Annotated in this window: 16 protein-coding genes; 11 read left to right on the forward strand and 5 right to left on the reverse strand. The window is 45.1% G+C overall.

Features of this window, described 5'->3' with window-relative positions; all coding sequences use genetic code 11:
* The first annotated feature begins 7 nt into the window (after positions 1-7).
* From IGJ15_RS16375 to gor, 7 genes are all read left to right on the forward strand, one after another.
* Entirely contained in the window at positions 8-748 is a 741-nt protein-coding gene (locus IGJ15_RS16375; RefSeq protein WP_010748865.1) for a Stp1/IreP family PP2C-type Ser/Thr phosphatase, read from the forward strand.
* Positions 745-2,742: a Stk1 family PASTA domain-containing Ser/Thr kinase gene (gene pknB, locus IGJ15_RS16380; protein WP_010748866.1), complete on the forward strand. Its 1,998-nt coding sequence runs from the start codon at positions 745-747 to the stop codon at positions 2,740-2,742. Before IGJ15_RS16375 ends, pknB begins: the two co-directional genes overlap by 4 nt.
* A gap of 224 nt (positions 2,743-2,966) precedes the next feature.
* The gene (locus tag IGJ15_RS16385) at positions 2,967-3,434 is read left to right on the forward strand and encodes a CtsR family transcriptional regulator (protein WP_005230319.1); all 468 of its coding nucleotides are present in this window, start codon (positions 2,967-2,969) and stop codon (positions 3,432-3,434) included.
* Between the two features lie 5 nt (positions 3,435-3,439).
* Positions 3,440-5,920 (forward strand): ATP-dependent Clp protease ATP-binding subunit, encoded by a 2,481-nt coding sequence (locus IGJ15_RS16390; protein WP_010748867.1) that lies wholly within the window; start codon positions 3,440-3,442, stop codon positions 5,918-5,920.
* A gap of 269 nt (positions 5,921-6,189) precedes the next feature.
* The gene (locus tag IGJ15_RS16395) at positions 6,190-7,110 is read left to right on the forward strand and encodes a peptidase U32 family protein (RefSeq protein ID WP_010748868.1); all 921 of its coding nucleotides are present in this window, start codon (positions 6,190-6,192) and stop codon (positions 7,108-7,110) included.
* A gap of 13 nt (positions 7,111-7,123) precedes the next feature.
* Positions 7,124-8,365, forward strand: a complete 1,242-nt coding sequence (locus IGJ15_RS16400) for a peptidase U32 family protein (protein ID WP_008381725.1) — start codon at positions 7,124-7,126, stop codon at positions 8,363-8,365.
* Positions 8,366-8,457: 92 nt separating this feature from the next.
* Positions 8,458-9,804, forward strand: a complete 1,347-nt coding sequence (gor, locus tag IGJ15_RS16405) for a glutathione-disulfide reductase (RefSeq protein WP_010748869.1) — start codon at positions 8,458-8,460, stop codon at positions 9,802-9,804.
* A 162-nt stretch (positions 9,805-9,966) separates the two neighbouring features.
* Here the strand turns inward: gor and IGJ15_RS16410 are convergent, their stop codons facing one another.
* The 4 genes from IGJ15_RS16410 to IGJ15_RS16425 form a co-directional block, all read right to left on the reverse strand.
* Positions 9,967-10,953 (reverse strand): polyprenyl synthetase family protein, encoded by a 987-nt coding sequence (locus tag IGJ15_RS16410; protein WP_010748870.1) that lies wholly within the window; start codon positions 10,951-10,953, stop codon positions 9,967-9,969.
* Positions 10,954-10,964: 11 nt separating this feature from the next.
* Complete coding sequence (locus tag IGJ15_RS16415) at positions 10,965-11,525, reverse strand: Gx transporter family protein (protein WP_005232987.1); 561 nt, start codon at positions 11,523-11,525, stop codon at positions 10,965-10,967.
* Positions 11,526-11,535: 10 nt separating this feature from the next.
* Positions 11,536-11,943 (reverse strand): NusG domain II-containing protein, encoded by a 408-nt coding sequence (locus tag IGJ15_RS16420; RefSeq protein WP_010748871.1) that lies wholly within the window; start codon positions 11,941-11,943, stop codon positions 11,536-11,538.
* A 206-nt stretch (positions 11,944-12,149) separates the two neighbouring features.
* Positions 12,150-14,090 (reverse strand): NAD(P)/FAD-dependent oxidoreductase, encoded by a 1,941-nt coding sequence (locus IGJ15_RS16425; protein ID WP_005230327.1) that lies wholly within the window; start codon positions 14,088-14,090, stop codon positions 12,150-12,152.
* Between the two features lie 269 nt (positions 14,091-14,359).
* On the opposite strand from IGJ15_RS16425, the gene pplA reads away from it, so the two are divergent.
* The 3 genes from pplA to menA all read left to right on the forward strand — a co-directional run bounded on the left by pplA (position 14,360) and on the right by menA (position 17,604).
* The gene (gene pplA / locus IGJ15_RS16430) at positions 14,360-15,298 is read left to right on the forward strand and encodes an extracellular electron transfer flavoprotein PplA (RefSeq protein WP_010748872.1); all 939 of its coding nucleotides are present in this window, start codon (positions 14,360-14,362) and stop codon (positions 15,296-15,298) included.
* A gap of 263 nt (positions 15,299-15,561) precedes the next feature.
* Positions 15,562-16,638, forward strand: a complete 1,077-nt coding sequence (locus tag IGJ15_RS16435; protein ID WP_005230331.1) for an FAD:protein FMN transferase — start codon at positions 15,562-15,564, stop codon at positions 16,636-16,638.
* Positions 16,639-16,650: 12 nt separating this feature from the next.
* On the forward strand, positions 16,651-17,604 hold the full coding sequence (gene menA / locus IGJ15_RS16440; RefSeq protein WP_010748873.1) for a 1,4-dihydroxy-2-naphthoate polyprenyltransferase: 954 nt from the start codon (positions 16,651-16,653) through the stop codon (positions 17,602-17,604).
* Positions 17,605-17,930: 326 nt separating this feature from the next.
* Here the strand turns inward: menA and IGJ15_RS16445 are convergent, their stop codons facing one another.
* On the reverse strand, positions 17,931-18,893 hold the full coding sequence (locus IGJ15_RS16445) for a biotin--[acetyl-CoA-carboxylase] ligase (protein ID WP_010748874.1): 963 nt from the start codon (positions 18,891-18,893) through the stop codon (positions 17,931-17,933).
* 433 nt (positions 18,894-19,326) lie between these two features.
* Here IGJ15_RS16445 and rpoB point away from each other — a divergent pair, with 433 nt between their 5' ends.
* The gene (gene rpoB / locus IGJ15_RS16450) at positions 19,327-22,944 is read left to right on the forward strand and encodes a DNA-directed RNA polymerase subunit beta (RefSeq protein ID WP_008381746.1); all 3,618 of its coding nucleotides are present in this window, start codon (positions 19,327-19,329) and stop codon (positions 22,942-22,944) included.
* Positions 22,945-22,985 lie beyond the last annotated feature (41 nt).

Consider the following 22,985-nt stretch of genomic DNA (forward strand, 5'->3'; position numbering starts at 1 on the left):
AAAGAAATTGGAGATTCGTTTTCAAACAGATGTCGGCAAACGTCGCAACACAAACCAAGATTTTGCAGCAACCTATGTAAATAAAGCCAATGTGACATTGGCCTTGCTTGCCGATGGCATGGGGGGCCACCGGGCCGGAGATGTCGCTAGCCGTCAAGCAGTCAGTGAGATCGGCACCGCTTGGGAACAGACAGAGCTGACAGACAGTGAAAAAACTGCCCAATGGCTGATCCAAAAAATCCAAGCGGAAAGCCAAGTGATTTTCCAAAAAGGACAAGAACAAGAAGAACTTAGCGGCATGGGCACCACGATCATTGCTGTGGCCTTATTAGGCGACCAGTTTACGATCGCCAATGTCGGGGACAGCCGTGCCTATCTTTTACGCAATCAAGTGCTGACCCAAATCACAGAGGACCATTCACTGGTCAATGAATTGGTGAAGTCAGGACAAATCACAGCAGAAATGGCCTTGAATCATCCTCGCAAAAACGTTTTGACCCGCTCGATCGGTATGCCAAGCGAAGTCGAAGTCGATGTGGCGATCCACTTTATTGCAGACGGGGATTATTTGCTGCTGTGTTCAGACGGATTGACCAACATGGTCTCAGATGAAGAGATCACAGCAACGATCCAAGAAACTCCTATGCTGGAAGAAGCAGTGCAATCATTGATCGATCAAGCCAACGAACGCGGCGGTGTCGACAATATCACGGTATTATTGATTAAAGTTGGAGGAGAGCGCCCATGATCGAAATTGGGAAGAAGATAAACGGCCGATACAAAATCATCGGCAATATCGGCAGCGGCGGAATGGCAAATGTGTTTTTGGCGCATGACTTGATCTTAGACCGTGAAGTGGCAATCAAAGTGCTTCGTTTTGACTTCCAAAACGACCAAAGTGCGATTCGGCGCTTTCAACGAGAAGCCTTGGCGGCGACTGAGCTGGTTCATCCAAACATCGTAACCGTTTATGATGTCGGCGAAGAAGACGGCATGCAGTTTTTGGTGATGGAATATGTCAAAGGGATGGATCTCAAGCGCTATATCCAAACGCACTATCCCGTACCTTATTTGCAGATCGTTGATATCATCCAACAAATTTTATCAGCGGTGGCATTGGCCCATCAGCACCGCATCATTCACCGGGACCTAAAGCCCCAGAATGTGCTGATCAATGAAGACGGCGTGGTGAAAATCACCGATTTTGGGATCGCGATCGCCCTATCAGAAACATCGATCACCCAAACCAACTCGATGCTAGGCTCGGTGCATTATCTTTCACCAGAACAAGCACGAGGCAGTATGGCGACCAATCAATCAGATATTTATGCGATTGGGATTATCCTCTATGAAATATTAACAGGCAAAGTACCCTTTGATGGCGAATCAGCCGTAACGATCGCCTTGAAACATTTCCAAGATGAGATCCCTTCGATTCGGATCTATGACAAAAATGTTCCGCAATCGCTGGAAAACGTCGTATTGAAGGCGACCGCCAAAGAACCGGCGGATCGGTACAAAACTGCCGATGAAATGCGAGCGGACCTTGATACCGTGTTGTCTCCTGACCGACTCAATGAACCGAGATGGGAACCTCATGCCCTGATGGATGAAACGAGAGTGCTGACTCCTGTGGAAGCAGCCCAAGTCGAAACGCCGCCAGTAGAAGAACCTGTAGAAGATAAGGTTGCGGATCAAGCTGAAGAACCAGCGCAGCCGAAAAAGAAAAAACGCAAACGGTGGCTGCTGCTGCCCATCATTATGGTGATCGCACTGCTTGGGATAGGCAGTTACTTCCTATTCGGCGGTGGTCGAGGAGATGTGGCAATTCCTGAAGTCAGTGGTCAGACAGAAGCAGCTGCCCGTGCCGAGCTGGAAGCTGCTGGTTTGCAAGTGGCAGACGAGGTAGAAGAAATCGAAGACGATGAAGTCGAAGCAGGCAATGTCGTCAAGACCGATCCGCCAGCAGGCAATGAAGTCAAAAAGAATTCCGTCGTGACTCTTTATATCAGCAGCGGAGCCAAGAAAATCACTCTTGATGATTATGAAGGTCGCTCCTTTGATGATGTCAAAAAAGAGTTGATCGATTTAGGCTTTGATGAAGACAGGATCAAAGAAGAGCTAGAGTCGTCAGATGATGTCGATGAAGGGGATATTATCAGTCAATCACCAGCAGCAGGGCGGGAAGTTTCCCCAGCAGAAGACGAGATCACCTTTAAGGTCAGCTCCGGACCAGATAGCTTCGCAATGGACAACTATTATGGCATGACAGAGGCAGATGCACGAGCAGCATTAACTTCTCGCGGGGTAAGCCTTTCACAAATCAATGTCACTTACGAATCCAGTAGCCAACCGGAAGGTACGATCATTGGTCAAGCACCAGCGAGTGGCGAGTCCGTTGTGACTTCCAGAACCATCATTACATTAACTGTCAGCAGCGGGCAAGAAATGGTCAATGTACCAAGAATCGTTGGCAAAAGCCAAGCCGATGCAGAAGCAGATTTGAATGAAGCAGGATTGCAGTATACGATAGAACAAGAATCTGATTATAACGACTCTGTGCCTGCTGGAGAAGTAGTGCGCGTTACGCCCGGAGCAGGTACCTCTGTAGCAGTAGGAAGTTCTGTTACCGTGACGGTTTCAAGAGGTCCTCGACCACAGGATTCTTCTTCGTCAAGCAGCTCATCCTCCTCAAGCAGCAGCTCGTCAACGAGTGAAAGTAGTTCAGAAAGTACGCAATAAGACGAACGTTTATGTTAGAAGAACAAGCAGCCTTCGGGGACCAAAGAATTCTCTTTTTGTTCCCCGACGAGCTGCTTGTTTCTTTTTGTAGCTAAAAAGCTGAAGCGAGGGATAAGTGTCTTTAAAATTTCCTTTAGACCTTCCTTTTGTGCAAGCGTACATCTTTCCAAGGATTCAAAAATTGGGTATAATGAAGGTCAGAATTAGTCAAGGGAGGGAATGAATTGAGTCATCACAACACTTCCGATTTGATTGAAGCATATTTGAAGAAAATTCTTGAAGACAGTGAAACCATTGAGATTCGTCGCGCAGAAATGGCAAATTTGTTCAACTGCGTGCCCTCACAAATAAATTACGTGATCAATACCCGCTTTACCGTTCAAAGAGGCTATGCGGTTGAAAGTAAACGCGGCGGGGGCGGCTATATTCGGATCGAGAAAGTCAAAATTACTGACAGCCACCACTACTTAAAAGAAATGAATCAATTATTCGATGAAACCATCTCGGAAAAAGATGCGTATGCAATAATCCAGAAACTTTATGAGGAAGGAATCCTGTCCAAGCGAGAAGGCAATTTATTGTTGACCGTCATCGCGAAAGCAGTTCTAGGACGTTCTCCTTATGAAAATAGAACACGAGCAGATTTGCTCCATGCAATTCTAGAACGATTAAGTTACGAAGACAGGAAGTGAAAGAGATGGATGAATTATTCACCCAACGCGCGAAAGCCGTTTTGGCTATCGCCCAAGAAGAAGCAAAATACTTTAAGCACCAAGCGGTAGGTTCTGAACATATTCTATTGGCACTGGTCATTGAACAAAACGGGATCGCTGGCAAAACGTTACGGGAAATGAATATCACAGAAAACGATATTCGTGAAGAAATCGAACATTTAACAGGGTACGGCACCGTTCGTCAATACCCAGAAAACGCCTATCTCGCGTATTCACCACGAGCAAAACATACATTTGCTTATGCAGGGGATGAAGCCAAGCGTTTAGGGGCTCCACAAATCGGTACCGAACATCTATTATTAGGCTTATTAAGAGACGAAGACATTTTGGCTTCACGAATCATGCTGAATCTCGGCTTGAGTCTCGCGAAAATGCGTCAGCTTTTGAAGAAAAAAATGGGTTTCAATGAAAGCAAAACCAACGGAAGTGCTGGTCGTCGTCGTCCAGCCCAAGCCAAAGCGCAGCAAGGAACACCGACCTTGGATTCCTTAGCCCGTGATTTGACCAAATTAGCCCGTGAAAAACGACTAGATCCTGTTGTCGGTCGTGCCAAAGAAGTCAAACGGCTGATCCAGATCCTTAGCCGTCGGACTAAAAACAACCCTGTTCTCGTTGGGGAACCTGGTGTTGGGAAAACCGCGATCGCCGAAGGCTTAGCCCAAAAAATCATCAATGGGGAAGTCCCAGAAGACATGCAAAACAAACGTTTGATGATGCTGGACATGGGGGCTTTAGTTGCTGGAACGAAATACCGTGGAGAATTTGAGGACCGAATGAAAAAAATCATCGATGAGATCTATCAAGATGGTCAAATCATCTTATTCATTGATGAATTGCATACACTGATTGGGGCCGGCGGAGCCGAAGGGGCGATTGATGCCTCGAATATCCTGAAACCAGCCTTAGCCCGTGGAGAATTGCAAACTATCGGTGCCACGACATTAGATGAGTACCAAAAATACATTGAAAAAGATTCTGCGTTAGAACGCCGTTTTGCCCGAGTGCAAGTCGACGAACCAACACCAGAAGAAGCGGAAGAAATTTTGCGGGGCTTGCGTCCTCGTTATGAAGAACATCATGGGGTGGAAATTTCTGATGATGCGTTACACGCCGCTGTGCAATTGTCCGTACGTTACATCAATTCGCGCCAATTACCAGATAAAGCCATCGATTTGATGGATGAATCAGCAGCCAAAGTGCGTCTAGACAAAACCGATGAAAGTTCGGAATTGGCAGATCTACAAAACGAGATCGCTAACTTGATCGAAGAAAAAGAAGCAGCCATTCGCCAGCAAGATTTTGAAGCAGCAGCTCGTCTGCGGATCAAGGAAAAGAAATTGACCCAACAACTGACGGAAGTGGCGTTTATGGAAGTCAAAGAAGCGTCAGGCTATGCCGATAGTGTTACTGCAGAAGATGTTGCTACGGTCGTTTCCCAATGGACTGGTGTACCTTTGCAACAGATGGAGAAAAAAGAAAGCGAACGCTTGTTGGATCTTGAAAAGATCTTGCATCAACGGGTAGTTGGCCAAGAAGAAGCGGTCAAAGCAGTCGCTCGTTCGATCCGCCGCGCCCGCAGTGGGTTGAAAGACCCCAACCGCCCAATTGGTTCCTTCATGTTCTTAGGCCCGACTGGTGTCGGGAAAACCGAGCTTGCTAAAGCCTTAGCGGAAGCGATGTTTGGTAGTGAAGATGCCTTGGTTCGTGTCGATATGTCCGAATTTATGGAAAAATACAGCACGAGCCGTTTGATCGGTTCACCGCCAGGCTATGTCGGCTATGACGAAGGTGGGCAATTGACGGAAAAAATCCGTTCAAAACCTTACTCCGTCATCTTATTGGACGAGGTAGAAAAAGCCCATCCCGATGTCTTCAATATCCTCTTGCAAGTGCTAGATGATGGACATTTGACGGATGCCAAAGGTCGGAAGGTCGATTTCCGCAACACGATTTTGATCATGACTTCTAATATCGGTGCCCAACAAATCCGCGAAGAAAAAAGCGTTGGATTCAATGTCACTGATTTAACGAAAGATCACCAAGCGATGCAAAAACGGATCTTAGAAGAGCTGAAAAAAGCCTTCCGTCCAGAGTTCTTGAACCGTGTGGATGAAACAGTGGTCTTCCAATCCTTAGGTGAAGGGGAGATCCACGAGATCGTGAAGATTATGAGCAAAGCGATCATCAAACGGTTAAGCAACCAAGACATCCAATTGAAGATCACGCCATCTGCCATCGATGTGATCGGTAAAGCTGGTTTTGATCCAGAATATGGGGCACGGCCGATTCGTCGAGCATTGCAAAAAGAAGTCGAAGACCGTTTAAGTGAAGCACTCCTATCAGGACAAATTCATTTAGGTGACAAAGTGACGATTGGTGCTTCCAAAGGATCGATCACTCTCAATGTCAAAGAGGGACAAGCACGGGTCTTGCAACAAGTTTAAGTCGAGCCAATAACGGCAGCGGCGTTTCTATGGTCGAGTAATCGGTATCCATAGAAACGTCGCTTTTTTGTCTTGCTATGTCTAGTAGTGATCAAGTGATTTCTATTGATTATGATTGATGATTCACAAAAAAATATCCTTATAAATGGCTTTATGACAACGGTTGATTAACGGAAAATGCGCTATTCGTGAAAAAAAGAGTAACGAGACCTCTTGGAAAGAATCCTGCTGTGTGATACTATGAATGAGTTGAAAAAAGGAGGAGTATTATGGTTGAGATTATCGCCACGGTGGAATCGATCGAGCAAGCACAGCAGCTCATCCCTTATGTTGATACATTGTTTTTTGGAGAAGAGACATTCGGGCTGCGCCTACCGGCCTCTTTTTCTCGTGAAGAGCAAATCAGACTGATCGACATGGCCCACGAAGCTGGAAAGAAAGTGACGATCGCGGTCAATGGCATCATGCATCCAGAAAAAATGAAGCGGATTCCAGAATACCTAGCATTTCTGAAGACCAATCAAGCCGATCAAATCGCTCTCGGAGATCCTGGGATCATTTACCGCATGAAGCAAAATCCAGAATGTGCCTTGCCATTTATCTATGCAGGGGAAACCTTAGTAACGAGCGCTCGTCAAATCAATTTTTGGGGAAAAAAAGGAGCAAAGGCAGCCGTTTTAGCGCGAGAAGTTCCTTTCGAGGAAATGAAAATCATGGCACCGCAACTAAATATTCCTGTGGAAGTATTGGTTTATGGTGCGACCTGCATTCACCAATCGAAGCGTCCGCTTTTACAAAATTATTATAACTATACCCAACAATCGGAAGAAAAGAACCACGACCGTGGGTTGTTTTTATCTGAACCGAAAAAAGAAGAAACTCACTATTCCATTTATGAAGATAGCCACGGCACGCACATTTTTGCCAATAACGACATCAATCTGATGCTGCAGCTGGCGGAATTAGCCGCAACAGGCTTTCAAACCTGGAAGCTGGACGGAATCTATACACGAGGGGCAGCTTTTGTGGCAATTGCTAAGCTGTTTGCCCAAGCCAAGAGCCTTGTGGAAAGTGGGAAGTGGCAAGCAGAGCAAGCAGCTGTGCTCAGTGAACAAGTTGCCCAACTTCATCCAGCAGAACGTGGGTTAGATACTGGATTTTATGCCATCGATCCTGACGATATCAAGTAAGGAGCAAGAACAAATGACCGTTAAACAAGCATTGAAACGACCAGAAGTGTTAGCACCAGCTGGTACGTTAGAAAAATTAAAAACAGCGATCCACTATGGCGCTGACGCTGTCTATATCGGCGGCAATGCCTATGGTCTACGGAGTCGCGCGGGAAACTTTACCTATGAAGAAATGGCGGAAGGGGTGGCTTTTGCCAAAGCCCACAACGCAAAAGTCTATGTAGCAGCCAACATGGTGACCCATGAGGGCAATCAAGAAGGTGCAGGGGAATTCTTTCGGGAATTGCGAGATGTCGGTATTTCGGCAGTGATCGTTTCTGATCCCGCTTTGATCCAGATCTGCGCAACAGAAGCGCCAGGTCTACCGATCCATTTGTCCACCCAAGCCAGTGCCACGAACTATGAAACATTGGAATTTTGGAGGGAAGAAGGTCTAGAACGGGTCGTTCTCGCCCGAGAAGTGTCCATGGAGGAAGTCGCTGAGATCCGCAAAAATACTAGCGTGGAGATCGAAGCCTTTATTCATGGCGCCATGTGTATTTCTTATTCTGGCCGTTGTACTTTGTCCAATCATATGTCGATGCGAGACGCCAATCGCGGCGGCTGTTCGCAATCTTGCCGCTGGAAATATGATCTGTTTGACATGCCCTTTGCAACGGAACGAAACAGTTTGACTAAAAACGGGACAGTGGAAGAAGAGTTTTCCATGAGTGCTGTGGATATGTCGATGATCGAACATATCCCTGATTTGATTGAAAACGGCGTGGATAGTTTCAAAATCGAAGGCCGCATGAAATCGATCCACTATGTTTCAACCGTGGCGAACGTTTATAAAGCAGCCGTGGACAGTTACATGGCCGATCCAGAGAACTATGTCTGCAAACAAGAATGGATCGATGAACTGTGGAAAGTTGCGCAGCGAGAGCTTGCCTCAGGCTTTTACTACGATACCCCAAGTGAAAATGAGCAGTTGTTTGGTCCGCGTCGGAAAATTCCGCAATACAAATTTATTGGGGAAGTCATGGCGTATGATCCGGCAACGAAAACAGCTACGATTCGGCAACGGAACCACTTTTCCGTCGGTGATGAAATCGAATTTTACGGTCCCGGATTCCATCACTTTCACCAAACCGTCGAAGTCATGTATAATGAAGACGGTGAATCCATCGATCGTGCACCAAATCCTATGATGCTGTTGACGATGCCGGTCAAAGAACCGGTGGAAGTCGGAGACATGATTCGGAAGAAAAAATAAGGTCGAGAGTTTCTCTCGGCTTTTTTGTTGAATCAATCCAGCCAAAAAGGATCGATGAGAACATAGACAATCTTAAGGAGGAAACAACAAATATGGAAACATACGACTACATAGTAATTGGTGGCGGCAGCGGCGGAATTGCCTCAGCCAATCGGGCAGGGATGCACGGCGCCAAAGTATTATTGATCGAAGGCAATGAATTAGGTGGCACCTGTGTCAATGTCGGTTGTGTACCGAAAAAAGTCATGTGGCAAGCTAGTGAGATGTTAGAAATGATCAAACGGGACGCAACTAGCTACGGCATTTATCCACATGTGGATAAATTTGATTTTACCGAGCTTGTGGATAACCGTGAAAAATACATTGATTTTTTACACACAGCCTATCAAAAAGGCTTAGATAGTAACAATGTAGAAGTTATCCACGGTTATGCACAGTTTGTGGATAACCACACGGTTACCGTCAATGGGGAAAACTACCATGCAGCAAACATTTTGATTGCCACCGGTGGAAAACCTAGCGCGATGAATATTCCCGGCGGTGAGTACGCTATTGACTCGAATGGTTTTTTTGCGTTGCGAGAAGCACCAAAGCGTATGGTCGTCTTAGGGGCAGGCTACATCGCAGCCGAAATCAGCGGTGTCAGCCAACAGCTGGGCAGCCAAGTGGCTTGGGCGTACCGCAAAGAGCGGCCATTACGAACCTTTGACAAGATGCTTGCGGATAACCTCGTGGAGATGTACCAAGAATCAGGAATCGAAACTTATGCAGGCTACGTGGCCTCTCGTATCATTAAAGAAGGTGACGAGTATCTCGTTCACTTTGAAAATGGCGAAACCTTGACCGGCGATTGCGTCCTTTTTGCTGGTGGTCGCGTGCCGAATACGGATAAGTTAGGTCTGGAAAGCACCGATGTCCAATTGGATGAAAAAGGGTTTATCATTGTGGACAAATATCAAAATACCACAGCTGACTCGATTTTTGCGGTGGGCGATGTCATTGGAAAATTGGATTTAACCCCGGTTGCGATCGCCGCCGGTCGTCGCTTGTCTGAACGCTTGTTCAACGGTCAAAGCGATGCGTACTTGGATTATCACTTAGTACCGACGGTCATCTTTACGCATCCACCGATTGCCACGATTGGTTTATCCGAAGAAGCAGCCTTGGCAAAATACGGCCAAGAGCAGATAAAGGTGTATCGTTCGCGCTTTACACCGATGTACTTTGCTTTAAATGAGTATCGCCAAAAATGTGAGATGAAACTGGTGTGCTTAGGAGAAGAAGAAAAAATCATCGGTCTGCACGGCATCGGGATCGGTGTCGATGAAATGCTGCAAGGCTTCGCTGTAGCCATCAAAATGGGTGCTACAAAAGCAGACTTTGATCAAACCGTTGCCATTCATCCGACGGGGTCAGAAGAATTTGTGACGATGCGTTAAAAGAAAAAAACCTCAACTGACAGATGATTTGTCAGTTGAGGCTTTTTTTGCGTATAAAATTCTATCTATCAACTAAAAAGCCCCCAAAGGTAGATCAAAAATCTAATCTTGGGGACTTATTTCAGTATGATTCCAGCTGCTAGGCTTTTGCTAGATCCTTGATCAGTTCTGACGCCCAAGGATCTGAGCAGTGATCTGATAAAGATATGTTTTGGTTTCATCTTTGGTCTCAGGCAATTTCTGGATCGCCTGCAAAGCTTTTTTCGTATAGTCGGCTGCGAGTTTCTTGGCTTCCTCGATCCCAGCACTTTCTTGGACGATCCGATAGACTTCGTGGGTGTCGGTGTCCGTCATGGCGTCTTGTTTTTCCAGCAATGGGAGCAGCTGTTGGCGGTCACTTTTCAGTGCCATTAACAGCGGCAGGGAATAGACGCCTTGCCGAACATCTTCCAATACTGGTTTTCCTAAAGCAGCCGCATCTTGGCTGTAATCCAAGACGTCATCCATGATTTGAAAGGCAAGTCCAATGGCTTCACCGATCTCACGGGCTTGATTGGCAAAGCGCAAGGAGGTGCCGCTTTCGTAAGCTCCGATGAAGCAGCTTAAAGCAAACAATTCAGCGGTTTTGCCGCGAATGTTTTCTAAGTAATCTTCGACAGTGACGGACAAATCGTATCGTTTGCTCATTTGTCCTAATTCGCCGGCCAGGATTTTTTCCATACTACGGGAATTCATCTGCAAGCTTTTCATGGAGCTGGCATAATCCGCCATCAATTTAAAGCAACAGACGAAGAGGTAATCACCAGCATAGACAGCGACATCATTGCCAAATTCGGAACGAATGGTTGGCAGCTTGCGGCGGGTGTCCGCATGATCGACGATATCGTCGTGGATCAACGAGGCAGTGTGGAGCATTTCGATCGAGGCCGCCAATGCGACGGCTTTTTCGCGATCTTTGTCGCTGCCATAAGCAGAAAAGAGCAGCTGATAAGCAGGACGCAGCAGTTTCCCACCTGAATGGATCATGGACAGGATCGCTTGTTCGACCTCTTTGTTTTTTAGTTTTAATGATTTTTCCATCAATTGCAAGGAGGCAGATAAGTCAGCTTGCAGTGCTGGATACTCTTGCCACATGGAATGAAGTTTCATAATTAACTCCTTTATTCTGAATCCGAGCGCCATTTGACTTTGGTCTGGCGTTCATAATCAATTTGAAAACGGCGCAGTGTTTCGACACGGCGCAGCAAGTAGTTGGCGGCGATCCCGATAGCGATCCCGGACAAGATCCCAAAGAAAGACAGGACCGGCAAGTAGAGCATGACGCTCCAGGATTGAGCGATCCATGAGGCAGTGATCAACTGTCCGACGTTGTGTAAGAACCCGCCGGCCGCACTAATGCCGATGATACTGACACGCTTAGGCCCCAACTGTTTCACCAAAGACATCCCAAAGTAGCTCAATAAGGAACCGCTCATACTATATAAGAAGGTCGAAACCGTTCCTCCTAGTAACGTCGTTAAGATCAGTCTTAGCCAAATCAAGAGAAAGCTGTCTTTTTTTGGCATGGTGAACAAAGCAATAATGGTAATTAAATTTGCCAAACCTAGTTTCGCACCAGGCGCAAAGGCAAATGGATAAGGGATCATATTTTCAACTAAACCAATCACGACCCCTTGGGCGACCAGCAGTGAGATGAAAATTATTCGTTGTAATCGACTCATAAGCAAACGATCAATAGATTAGATCGTCGGTCTCACTCCCATCTGCGGCTTGGATTTCGATCACCAATTTATGAGGCAGACAGACAATGGTTTCCCCATTTTTACTGGCCCAGCCACGGCGGACACAAATCTGGTCGCCGCAATCGGCTTCCTTGATTCGGATCCGATCCCCTTCGATCTCCAGTAAATTGGTATCGCCATCTTCATCTTCATAAAGATAGGTGTACGTTTTTTGACCTTCAACTAAGTCAAAACGCTTGATTTCTGTCCCATCGACCCGCAAGACGGCTTCTTTGTCCGCTGTTTGCGTCTGGCCAAAAATAAAAATCGGTAAAAAAGAGCTGAGGATCAAAACTAGTATGATGACGCCATCCCATGGTTTTAAATGGGCATCGCGGATAAATTCTTTTAATTTCATCAAAAAAGACTCCTGTTCTTTCATGTGATGTGTCTCATTCTAGCATAAGAAGACAAGATTCTACTAGCTGAATCCTCAATAATCCACCGATTTCTGTGCAAGGACGATCAAGAAAAAGTTCTGTACTTGGAAAGAGACCAAGACACTGATTGAAAATCAGAATGTCTTAGTCTCATGAAGTCGTACAGGTATTCTATTTTGCTGGCTTATTTATTGCCGTATAAGGAGCGAGGGGTACCGTACCACCATTTTCCAAGGGTACGTTGCAACCATGGGATTACCCAACGGTCTAAACCGACTGCGCGTCCTGAACCGTTCATCAAGGCAAATGCAACTGGAATGAACCAGATGTTTACCCAGTAGAACATACCAGACATACAGAAAGTCAACACTAAAACGATAGTCGTTGCGTTTACTAACCAAGTGAAGAGACCAGCCATCAATGCAAGAGCTAAAGCAATTTCAAAGAAGACCATGAATTTTTGGAAGAACATTGCAACGTCGTTGTTTGGCATGATAAATTGCATAACTTTTGTGAACCAGTCAGGTGATTTTTCAATCACGATCATTGGTTGCTCACCGTAGGCATAGCTCAAACCGAAGTGTGCGGCTTGTGTCGCTGCATCGGCTGCTTCACCGGCACCACTAGCGGCACTTGCTGCATCGGCTGCTTCACTAGCACCACTTGCTGCATCAGCGACTGTTTGGTATTCCCAGGTCCAAGGGAAAACGCTGTTGCCTTGGAACCAAGAACCTTCACCGAACCAAGTACCAGGTTTGAAGACTTCCCCATTCGTACCCAAAATTTTCTTGAAGGCTTCAACGAACCAGACAAGACCATAGAAAATACGAAGCGGAACACTCCACAAGACGTTTCCGTAACGAGACGTATGACCACGAGCGACTGTCCGGTCATCTTTGATGTGGAAGATTTCATGCATCAAGTATTGGAACATGTAGTAACCAGAACGAATATCAAAGAAGTATTTCAAGTTAACGATATGTTTCATAATGATCGCTAAGAAACCGCTCAGGTGAATCTTATTGAATAAGTTCGCCACGCCCCATTTGGCACCGATGGAAACCATAAATCCTTGGTAGTTTCCTTTGAATTTATGTTTTTCGCCGCCTTTGATGGCTGAAACGATATTCGTTGCTGCAGTGTGCCCAGTTTGTTCAGCTGCTTGCACGATTTGTGGTGTTGGTGTGTTCGGGAATTCTTCGAAGTAAACCAAGTCACCAATAATATAGATGTTTTTGTCTTCGTAGCCTTTTGCTTCCATGTACTCATTGGCAACTAGACGGAAACCACGAGCGGTTTCTAAACCGAAATCAGCAGCATCGCTAGTTCCTTTGACGCCGGCAGTCCAGATTAATGTGTGGGTTGGGATCGTTGAACCATCTTTTAGTTTGATGTGGTCAGGTGCCACTTCAACGATTGGTGCATTCAAGACAAGATCAACATTGTTTTTCTTCAAGTAACGTTCTGCTTTGGCTGCATCGTTACGATCAAGCATGTTTAAGATCGTTGGCATTGCTTCAACGACTTTCAAGCTGATTTCACTTGGGTCCAATTTATAATCGGAAGCTAAACGATCTTTCCAATCGATCAGTTCACCGATCATTTCGATCCCAGTAAATCCAGAACCACAAACGACAAACGTCAACATTGCTTTACGTAATGCTGCATCTGGTTCGATCGCTGCTTTTGCGACAGTTTTTTCAATGTGTTCGCGAATGCGGACAGCATCGTCAAATGACCATAGAGTAAAGCCATTTTCTTTGACACCAGGTGTACCGAAGTCATTCGGTTCGCCACCCATCCCTAAGATCAAGTAGTCAAATGAATAGCTGCCTAATTTTGTTTGGACGGTTTTATTTTCTTTATCGATCCCAGTTACTGTATCGGTTACTAAACGAACATTTTTCTTGCGTGAGAACAAGCGCTGCAAGTCATATTGAATTGCGGTAGGTTCTACACGTCCTCCAGCGACTTCATGCAGTTCAGTCATCATCGTATGATAAGAGTGACGGTCGATCAATGTTATCTCAACATCATTGTCTTTTTTCAATTTCTTTGCCATGTACTTCGTAGCAGAAACGCCTGCATAACCGGCACCGACAACGACAATGTTTTTCTTTGCCATTGCAAATCTCTCCTTAATAAAAATAATCTATGATAATAATTACACAATCGTTCCTATTATATAGACAAATGGTTCATTTGTCTAACGATTCTGATGAAAAAAACGCATATTTCCTGAAATTCGTGAAAACTTGCGAAAATCAAAAAATAAGTCATTTTTTATTGAAAAAGCGGAAAGGAAGCGGTTGACATATCGTAAATTTACTTTACAATGTTAGATGTATCACAAACTTTTTGTGGGGAAAATAAACAAGTAAAAGGTGGATAATTATGAAAGCAAAGAAATTGATTGTAGGTATGGCGGTATTTTTATTCTCAGCAATGTTGTTAGGGGGTTGCGGAGCAGATGACAATAACACAGATTCTTCGTCAACTAGTGAAAGTACATCACAAACTTCTGCAAGCGATTCAGCATCAACAGAAAGCACGGAAGCAACCGTTGTTGCGGGCGAGCCAATGCAAGATGGGACGTATCGTTTAGAAGAAAAGAACTACAAAAACGACTACCGTGTCACATTTGAGATCACAGTCAAAGACGGCAAAATCGTTGAATCAAAATATGACAACGTGAATGCTGATGGCGAATCAAAAACAGAAAACACTGAATACAATGAAACGATGAAAGAAAAAGCAGGCATCAGCCCAGAAGAATTTATTCCTAAATTCAATGAAGAATTAGTTGCCGCACAAAGCCCTTCTTCAATCGAAGTAGTTTCTGGCGCGACTCATTCCTTTGATTCCTTCCAAAACTATGCACAACAATTGATCCAAGCGGCGCAAGCAGGCAACACGGAAACCATTGAAATCGACAATGGTGCAGACTTGCAAGACGGAACCTATACATTAGAAGAAAAGAACTACTCAAACGGTTACCGCGTGGTCTTCTCAATGACTGTGGCTGACGGCAAAATCGCTGAATCAAACTACGACTACCTAAACGAAGCCGGCGAGTCGAAAAAAGATGATGCAGAATACAATGAAAACATGGAAGCAAAATCTGGTACTGGTCCAGAAGAATTCATTCCAAACTTCAATGAAGCTTTTGTTTCTGCAGTCAATGCTGAAGATGGTTCTGTGGCAGACATGGACGTCGTTTCTGGTGCAACCCACAGCTTCCACAGCTTTGTTATCTATGCACAACAATTGTTGAATGCAGCTGAAAAAGGTGACCAAACAACCATTGAAGTCGATAACTTCGTTACTGAATAATCACAACTTCTTTCCATGAAGAGGACAGCATTCGCTTTGAGTGCTGTCTTTTTTTCGTGGGCAACAAGGTCACAAAAGCAAGTTCGTGCAAAAGGAAGCAATCTGGTGGGAAGGTTTTTTAAAAAAGAATGGTTTTTTACAAAGAAGAAAAGGTTCGATTAAGGATTCCTAAAATACGTTGAGGAATCACGGAATGCCCCTTTTCATTCTGCCAAAAAAAGGCTATTATATGAAGGTTGAAGACAATAGAAAAGAGGAAAATCATGAAAAAGAAAGTAACGTTTTTTCTGATGTTTGTTTTTTTAGGCACAATGTTGGCAGCCTGCGGCAGTGATCAGGAAGCAACGACGCTGCGAGAAGAACCATATTTTCAAGAAGAATTTTTATTAGGTACGTATACTCGGATTCGCATTTATGATGAAGGCAAAGAGGACGCTATGAAGCCTGCTTTTGACCGCATCAGAGAGTTAGGCGATAAAATCACCATCAACCAAGCTGGGTCAGAGATCGATGAAATCAATGCGCAAGCTGGCATCAAGCCAGTGAAGGTCTCAGATGATATCTATTATTTGTTGAAAGAAGCCTATGATTATAGTGTGAAATCAGAAGGCGGCTTTAATATGGCCATCGGTGCCATCACCCAATTATGGCGAATCGGCTTTGATGATGCCCGCAAGCCAGAGCAATCTGAGATCGATGAAGCGTTGAAACATATCAATTATGAACAAGTCGAGTTTAACGACGAAGACCACACGGTGTATTTAAAAGACAAGGACATGATCCTTGACCTTGGGGCGATCGCCAAAGGCTACATCACGGATGAAGTCGTCAAAGTGCTGAAGGACAATGGCGTGACTTCCGCGATCGTCGATTTGGGCGGGAATGTCTATGTGTTAGGTCATAGCAACCGCGGTGCAGATGAGCCATGGAATGTCGGAATCCAAGATCCAAACAAATCTCGCGGCTCGATTATCGGCAGTATCAAAGAAACCAATAAAACAGTAGTTACTTCAGGGATCTACGAACGCTACTTAGAAGTAGACGGCAAAACGTATCACCATATTTTTGATTCTGAGACTGGCTATCCTTACGATAGCGATGTAGCAAGTGTGACTGTGATCACTGACAAATCCATCGATGGTGACGGGTTGACTACGGTGGCGTTTGATAAAGGAGTCAAAGAAGGCTTGGCTTATATCGAACAGCATACCGAAAAGGGAACCGATGCGATCTTTATCACAAAAGAAGATAAAGTGTACGTAACAGACGGCATCAAAGATACCTTTGAGCTTTCAGAGGAATCAGGCTACACGATGGGTGATCGTGCTGATTTAGAATAGGAGGAGTGAAAGATGTCTCTTTCAGTGTTTTTAGAAGTGGTGGAGATCCGCACCAAGGTGGCGAGTGTCTTCCCCTTCATTATGGGTGTGTTGTTCTCGTTGGTGTATTTTCATGAATTTCATCCGTTGAATACTGTAATTTTTTTTCTGGGGATGCTGCTGTTTGATTTGACGACGACGTCCATCAACAATTATATGGATTTCAAAAAAGCCAAATCAGAGACCTACAAATACCAGCACAATGTGATCGGGCGCGAAAACATCTCAGAAGCTACTGTTCGCAATCTGATTTTTGCGATGCTGGCAGGAACCTTACTGATCGGTCTTTACTTGACCTTTGTTACCGGCTGGCTGCTGCTAGTGATGGGGCTGGTGGTTTGTTTTATCGGGGTCTTTTATACCTTTGGCCCCATTCCGTTATCGCGGATGCCTTTAGGCGAGGTATTCAGCGGTGTAACGATGGGATTAGGGATTTTTGCCATCACGATCTATATCAATACCATTGATCAAAAAGTTTTTTATCTGGCACTGGATTTTGCGAACGGAACCTTTGGCTTAGTGGGGAATCTCTGGGCTGTGTGTGCCATCGTGTTGGCATCCTTGCCATTGATTTTCACGATTGCTGACATCATGTTAGCCAATAACTTACGGGATCTGGAAGCCGACATCGAAAACCATCGCTACACGCTGGTGTACTACATCGGTCGCGAAGCAGGTATCCGTCTGTTTCAAGGCATGATGTTGGCGTCTTATGCCGCTATTTTATTGGGCCTCTTGTTTGGACTCTTTCAATGGCCGATTTTGCTCGTGTTTCTAACACTGCCAAAAATCCGCCAAAACTTGAAAGAACATCAAGCCAGCCTGCCCCACCCACATAGCTTCGGCTATTCGATTAAAAACATGATTTTATTCAACAGCAGCTATGCCTTGGGCTTACTTTTGTGCCTGCTGTGGCAATTGCTGTAAAAGAAAAGATCGACCCGCTCTTGAAAGAGCAGGTCGATCTTTTTTATGTGGGGAATGAAATAGCGTGTAAAAACTGTAGAAAAGGCATGATAAAAGAACGAGCATCCTACTTAGTATGAAAAGATGAGGCTCGCTTTCTTTGCGATCCTGATTGCAACAGTAAAGTTTTAGTGACAGTAGCTAATCCCGATAGAAAGGGGAGCTGCCTAGGTTGTTCTTTTGTATAAACCTTCGGAATAAGCAGGTCTGCTTATGGAGCATTTATGCTTGACTGATTCCTTACGAAAGCAGCGAATCAGCAAGCGGATTTGCGACTTTTTGCAGCATCAATACCGGTCCAAACTGATTTCTCCAGAAGAAAGCACCTTGCGCTCCGTTGCTGTTTCCACCACTAATTCACCTGTGTTAGTAATGTCTTTGGCGATTCCTTCATAGGTCACACCTTGTTGTGTAAACTGAACGGGGCGGCCCAAAACGAAGGACTTCTGCCGATAGCGGGCCATATAATCCATGTCAGGCAGTTGCGCCAATAATTGGAAGAACCGACGCCAAATTTCTTGAATCAACGCGGCTCGAGAAAAGGTTGGATACTCTTCACCAGGAAAGAGTGAGGTCGCTTTTTCCCGAATCTCTGCTGGAAACTGCTGTTGCGGAATCGAAAAACTGATGCCGATACCGATTACAACCGAGGTAATGCGGCCTGTTTCAAAGTCACTGGTTGCTTCAGACAAAATACCGCAGATTTTTTTTCCATCTAAGTACAGATCGTTGACCCACTTAATGGCCGTTTCCTTCATTAGAAGGGCATCGATGGCTTCTGCGACTGCCACCGCTGCCAAAACGGTATATTGCGGCAATTCTTGAAACGCTTGGTTTGGTTTTAAGAGCAAGCTCATGTAGATCCCTTGTTTTTTCGGTGAGAAAAATGGTCGTTCGAAGCGGCCATGACCGCCTGTTTGCGTTTCGGTCAAAAAAAGGGCGGGGGTTGCCAGTCCACTGTCCAAAGCGGCGATCTTGGCTTCTTTCATGGTGGACTCAACAGCATCCTTGATTTGAATCGTGGGGATCATCGGCAAGGCGGCTGCAAGTGCTGCTTGATCGTAGCGGTCAGCGGAGACAAAGCGATAGCCGTTGGCCAAGTGTTCGAAATGATAGCCTTCTTTCTCAAGTTCTTTAATGGCTTTCCAGACTGCTGTACGAGAGATCGACAAGGCTTGAGCTAGTTTTTCTCCGGACAGTACAGTATCTTCTTTTTGTAATAAGGTCAGTATTTTTTCTTTTGTCGTCATAAGGATATCCTTCCTAATGTTTCACGTGTAACGTTTTCGTTAGCATAGCAAGAAATCGGCAAAAAGCAAAGTAGTTTCTTACGAAAAACAGTCCTCACCAGCCTTGTTTTTTTCTTTAGAAAATCTTAGGAAATGGGTGCGTCAGAAAAGCATTGTAACTTCCAATGAGAGCTTGACAGAAAAGTACTTCATCTGTATAATAAGGAGTTGCAAAAACTATCTGAACGAAAAAAGCAGAAACGAAATATTGTCCGTTTCGGCTTAGGAATAAGGAAACAAAAGTAGAAAATGCCCAATGCATCCGTTCTATTTTTGGTTTTTTTTTGCCTAAAAGCCGCAAAAAATGCTTTCTGTAACCTATATTTAATATTTGTTACAGTTTTGTAAATAATCGGATAGCCTTTTTGAAAGACTTTATGAAGAGGTGAAGAGCTTGGCTGGACACGTAGTAAAATACGGAAAGCATCGCGAACGTAGAAGTTTCGCACGGATCAGTGAAGTATTAGAATTACCGAATTTGATTGAAATTCAAACCGACTCTTACCAATGGTTCCTAGATGAGGGCCTAAGAGAAATGTTTGAAGATATTTTGCCAATCGAAGGATTCAACGGTAACTTGTCCCTAGAATTTGTGGATTATGAATTGAAAGAACCAAAGTATACAGTAGAAGAAGCCCGTGCCCATGATGCAAACTATTCTGCACCATTACATGTTACTTTGCGTTTGACGAACCGTGAAACTGGGGAAATCAAATCCCAAGAAGTATTCTTTGGTGATTTCCCATTAATGACTGAACAAGGAACTTTTATCATCAACGGGGCAGAACGGGTTATCGTTTCTCAGTTGGTCCGCTCTCCAGGTGTATATTTCCATGGCAAAGTCGATAAAAACGGCAAAGAAGGCTTTGGTTCAACTGTTATCCCTAACCGCGGTGCGTGGTTAGAAATGGAAACTGATGCCAAAGATATCTCTTACGTACGGATTGACCGTACCCGTAAAATTCCTTTGACGGTCTTAGTCCGTGCCCTAGGGTTTGGTTCTGATGATACGATCTTTGAAATTTTCGGCGACAGTGAATCATTGCGCAACACGATCGAAAAAGACTTGCATAAAAACGCAAGCGATTCTCGTACCGAAGAAGGATTGAAAGATGTTTACGAACGTCTTCGTCCAGGCGAGCCAAAAACAGCAGACAGCTCACGCAGCTTGCTGAACGCACGTTTCTTCGATCCAAAACGTTACGACTTAGCAAATGTTGGTCGTTACAAAGTAAACAAAAAATTAGACTTGAAAACACGTCTATTGAACTTGACCTTAGCAGAAACCTTGGTTGACCCTGAAACAGGCGAGATCATTGTTGAAAAAGGCACTGTTTTGACTCACCAAGTCATGGAAACACTAGGCGCATTTATCGATAATGGCCTAAACAGTGTAACGTACTATCCATCAGAAGATGGGGTCGTTACCGAACCAATGACCGTCCAAGTCATCAAAGTCTTTTCACCAAAAGATCCAGAACAAGAAGTCAACGTGATCGGTAATGGCTATCCAGATACTGCTACACGTACGGTTCGTCCAGCAGACATCATTGCTTCAATGAGCTACTTCTTCAACTTGATGGAAGGCATTGGCAATGTCGATGACATCGACCACTTAGGAAACCGTCGGATTCGTTCTGTTGGTGAATTATTGCAAAACCAATTCCGGATCGGGCTTGCTCGGATGGAACGTGTCGTGCGTGAACGGATGTCGATCCAAGACACCGAAACCTTGACACCGCAACAATTGATCAATATTCGTCCGGTTGTCGCAAGTATCAAAGAATTCTTTGGTTCTTCTCAGTTGTCACAGTTCATGGACCAAACAAACCCACTGGGTGAGTTGACCCATAAACGTCGTCTATCTGCCTTAGGACCTGGTGGTTTGACCCGTGACCGTGCCGGCTATGAAGTCCGAGACGTTCACTATTCCCACTATGGCCGTATGTGTCCGATCGAAACGCCTGAGGGACCAAACATCGGGTTGATCAACAGCTTGGCCTCTTATGCCAAAGTCAACAAGTATGGCTTCATTGAAACACCATACCGTCGAGTTGACCGCGAAACAGGCCGTGTTACTGACAAGATCGATTACTTGACTGCCGATACCGAAGACCACTACGTTGTGGCCCAAGCAAACAGCTTGTTAAATGAAGACGGCTCTTTCGTAAACGACGTTGTTATGGCGCGTGCTACTTCTGAAAACTTGGAAGTTTCGATCGATAAAGTCGACTACATGGACGTATCACCAAAACAAGTAGTCGCAGTCGCAACCGCATGTATTCCTTTCTTGGAAAACGATGACTCCAACCGTGCCTTGATGGGTGCCAACATGCAGCGGCAAGCTGTACCATTGATCAATCCGAAAGCACCTTGGGTTGGTACTGGTATGGAATACAAATCAGCACATGACTCAGGAGCTGCTTTGTTATGTAAACATGATGGAATCGTAGAATACGTGGATGCAGCCGAAGTGCGCGTTCGTCGTGACAATGGCGCATTGGACGTTTATTCTGTTACCAAATTCCGTCGTTCAAACTCAGGAACCAGCTACAACCAACGTCCATTAGTAGCACTTGGTGAAAAAGTGGAAAAAGGCGACATCTTAGCAGATGGCCCATCTATGGAACAAGGCGAAATGGCACTAGGACAAAACGTCTTAGTCGCATTCATGACTTGGGAAGGGTACAACTATGAAGATGCCATCATCATGAGCCGTCGTTTGGTGAAAGATGATGTTTACACTTCTGTCCATATTGAAGAATATGAATCAGAAGCCCGCGACACAAAATTAGGACCTGAAGAAATCACTCGCGAAATCCCGAACGTTGGGGAAGACGCATTGAAAGACCTAGACGAAATGGGGATTATCCGCATTGGTGCGGAAGTCAAAGATGGCGATCTGCTTGTTGGGAAAGTCACGCCAAAAGGGGTAACGGAACTTTCAGCAGAAGAGCGTTTGTTGCACGCAATCTTTGGTGAAAAAGCCCGCGAAGTGCGTGACACTTCTCTACGTGTGCCTCACGGCGGCGGAGGAATCGTCCACGATGTCAAAATCTTTACCCGCGAAGCTGGCGATGAATTGTCACCAGGTGTGAACATGCTGGTTCGCGTTTATATCGTTCAAAAACGGAAAATCCATGAAGGGGATAAAATGGCCGGACGTCACGGAAACAAAGGGGTCGTTTCTCGCATTATGCCAGAAGAAGACATGCCTTTCTTACCAGATGGCACACCAGTCGATATCATGCTGAACCCATTAGGGGTACCTTCTCGGATGAACATTGGACAAGTATTAGAGTTACACTTAGGAATGGCTGCGCGTCAACTAGGCATTCACGTGGCGACACCAGTTTTTGATGGTGCCAGCGATGAAGATGTTTGGGCAACGGTTGCTGAAGCAGGAATGGCCAGCGATGCCAAAACAGTGCTTTACGACGGACGTACCGGCGAACCATTTGATGGCCGCATCTCCGTTGGTGTCATGTACATGATCAAATTGGCCCACATGGTCGATGATAAATTGCATGCCCGTTCCATTGGACCTTACTCATTGGTTACTCAACAACCATTGGGAGGAAAAGCCCAATTTGGTGGACAACGTTTCGGAGAGATGGAAGTTTGGGCACTGGAAGCATACGGTGCTGCTTACACCTTGCAAGAAATCTTGACCTACAAATCAGATGACGTGGTTGGTCGTGTGAAAACATACGAAGCGATCGTCAAAGGGGAACCAATTCCAAAACCAGGTGTACCAGAATCATTCCGCGTATTAGTAAAAGAATTGCAATCACTGGGTCTAGACATGCGTGTCCTAGATATCGATGATGCAGAGATCGAACTGCGTGATATGGATGATGACGATGATGATTTGATCACCGTTGATGCCTTAACAAAATTTGCGGAGCAACAAACAGCCCGTGAATTAGAACAAAAAGCACAAACAGAAGCTAAAAATGCCGCCGACGCGTTGAACCAACAAATCGAGACAGCAGAAGATCGCTTGCAATAATAGACGGCCCTCGCTATTTCCGCCACTAGCGGAAATAGCCC

It is taken from the genome of Enterococcus sp. AZ079, from assembly GCF_050547255.1.
Classification (GTDB): Bacteria; Bacillota; Bacilli; order Lactobacillales; family Enterococcaceae; genus Enterococcus_D; species Enterococcus_D casseliflavus.

Coding starts and splice junctions, on each gene's coding strand:
- pknB (WP_010748866.1), top strand. CDS start 745: ATGATCGAAATTGGGAAGAAGATAAACGGCCGATACAAAATCATCGGC.
- IGJ15_RS16390 (WP_010748867.1), top strand. CDS start 3,440: ATGGATGAATTATTCACCCAACGCGCGAAAGCCGTTTTGGCTATCGCC.
- IGJ15_RS16395 (WP_010748868.1), top strand. CDS start 6,190: ATGGTTGAGATTATCGCCACGGTGGAATCGATCGAGCAAGCACAGCAG.
- IGJ15_RS16400 (WP_008381725.1), top strand. CDS start 7,124: ATGACCGTTAAACAAGCATTGAAACGACCAGAAGTGTTAGCACCAGCT.
- gor (WP_010748869.1), top strand. CDS start 8,458: ATGGAAACATACGACTACATAGTAATTGGTGGCGGCAGCGGCGGAATT.
- IGJ15_RS16410 (WP_010748870.1), bottom strand. CDS start 10,953: ATGAAACTTCATTCCATGTGGCAAGAGTATCCAGCACTGCAAGCTGAC.
- IGJ15_RS16415 (WP_005232987.1), bottom strand. CDS start 11,525: ATGAGTCGATTACAACGAATAATTTTCATCTCACTGCTGGTCGCCCAA.
- IGJ15_RS16420 (WP_010748871.1), bottom strand. CDS start 11,943: ATGAAATTAAAAGAATTTATCCGCGATGCCCATTTAAAACCATGGGAT.
- IGJ15_RS16425 (WP_005230327.1), bottom strand. CDS start 14,090: ATGGCAAAGAAAAACATTGTCGTTGTCGGTGCCGGTTATGCAGGCGTT.
- pplA (WP_010748872.1), top strand. CDS start 14,360: ATGAAAGCAAAGAAATTGATTGTAGGTATGGCGGTATTTTTATTCTCA.
- IGJ15_RS16435 (WP_005230331.1), top strand. CDS start 15,562: ATGAAAAAGAAAGTAACGTTTTTTCTGATGTTTGTTTTTTTAGGCACA.
- menA (WP_010748873.1), top strand. CDS start 16,651: ATGTCTCTTTCAGTGTTTTTAGAAGTGGTGGAGATCCGCACCAAGGTG.
- IGJ15_RS16445 (WP_010748874.1), bottom strand. CDS start 18,893: ATGACGACAAAAGAAAAAATACTGACCTTATTACAAAAAGAAGATACT.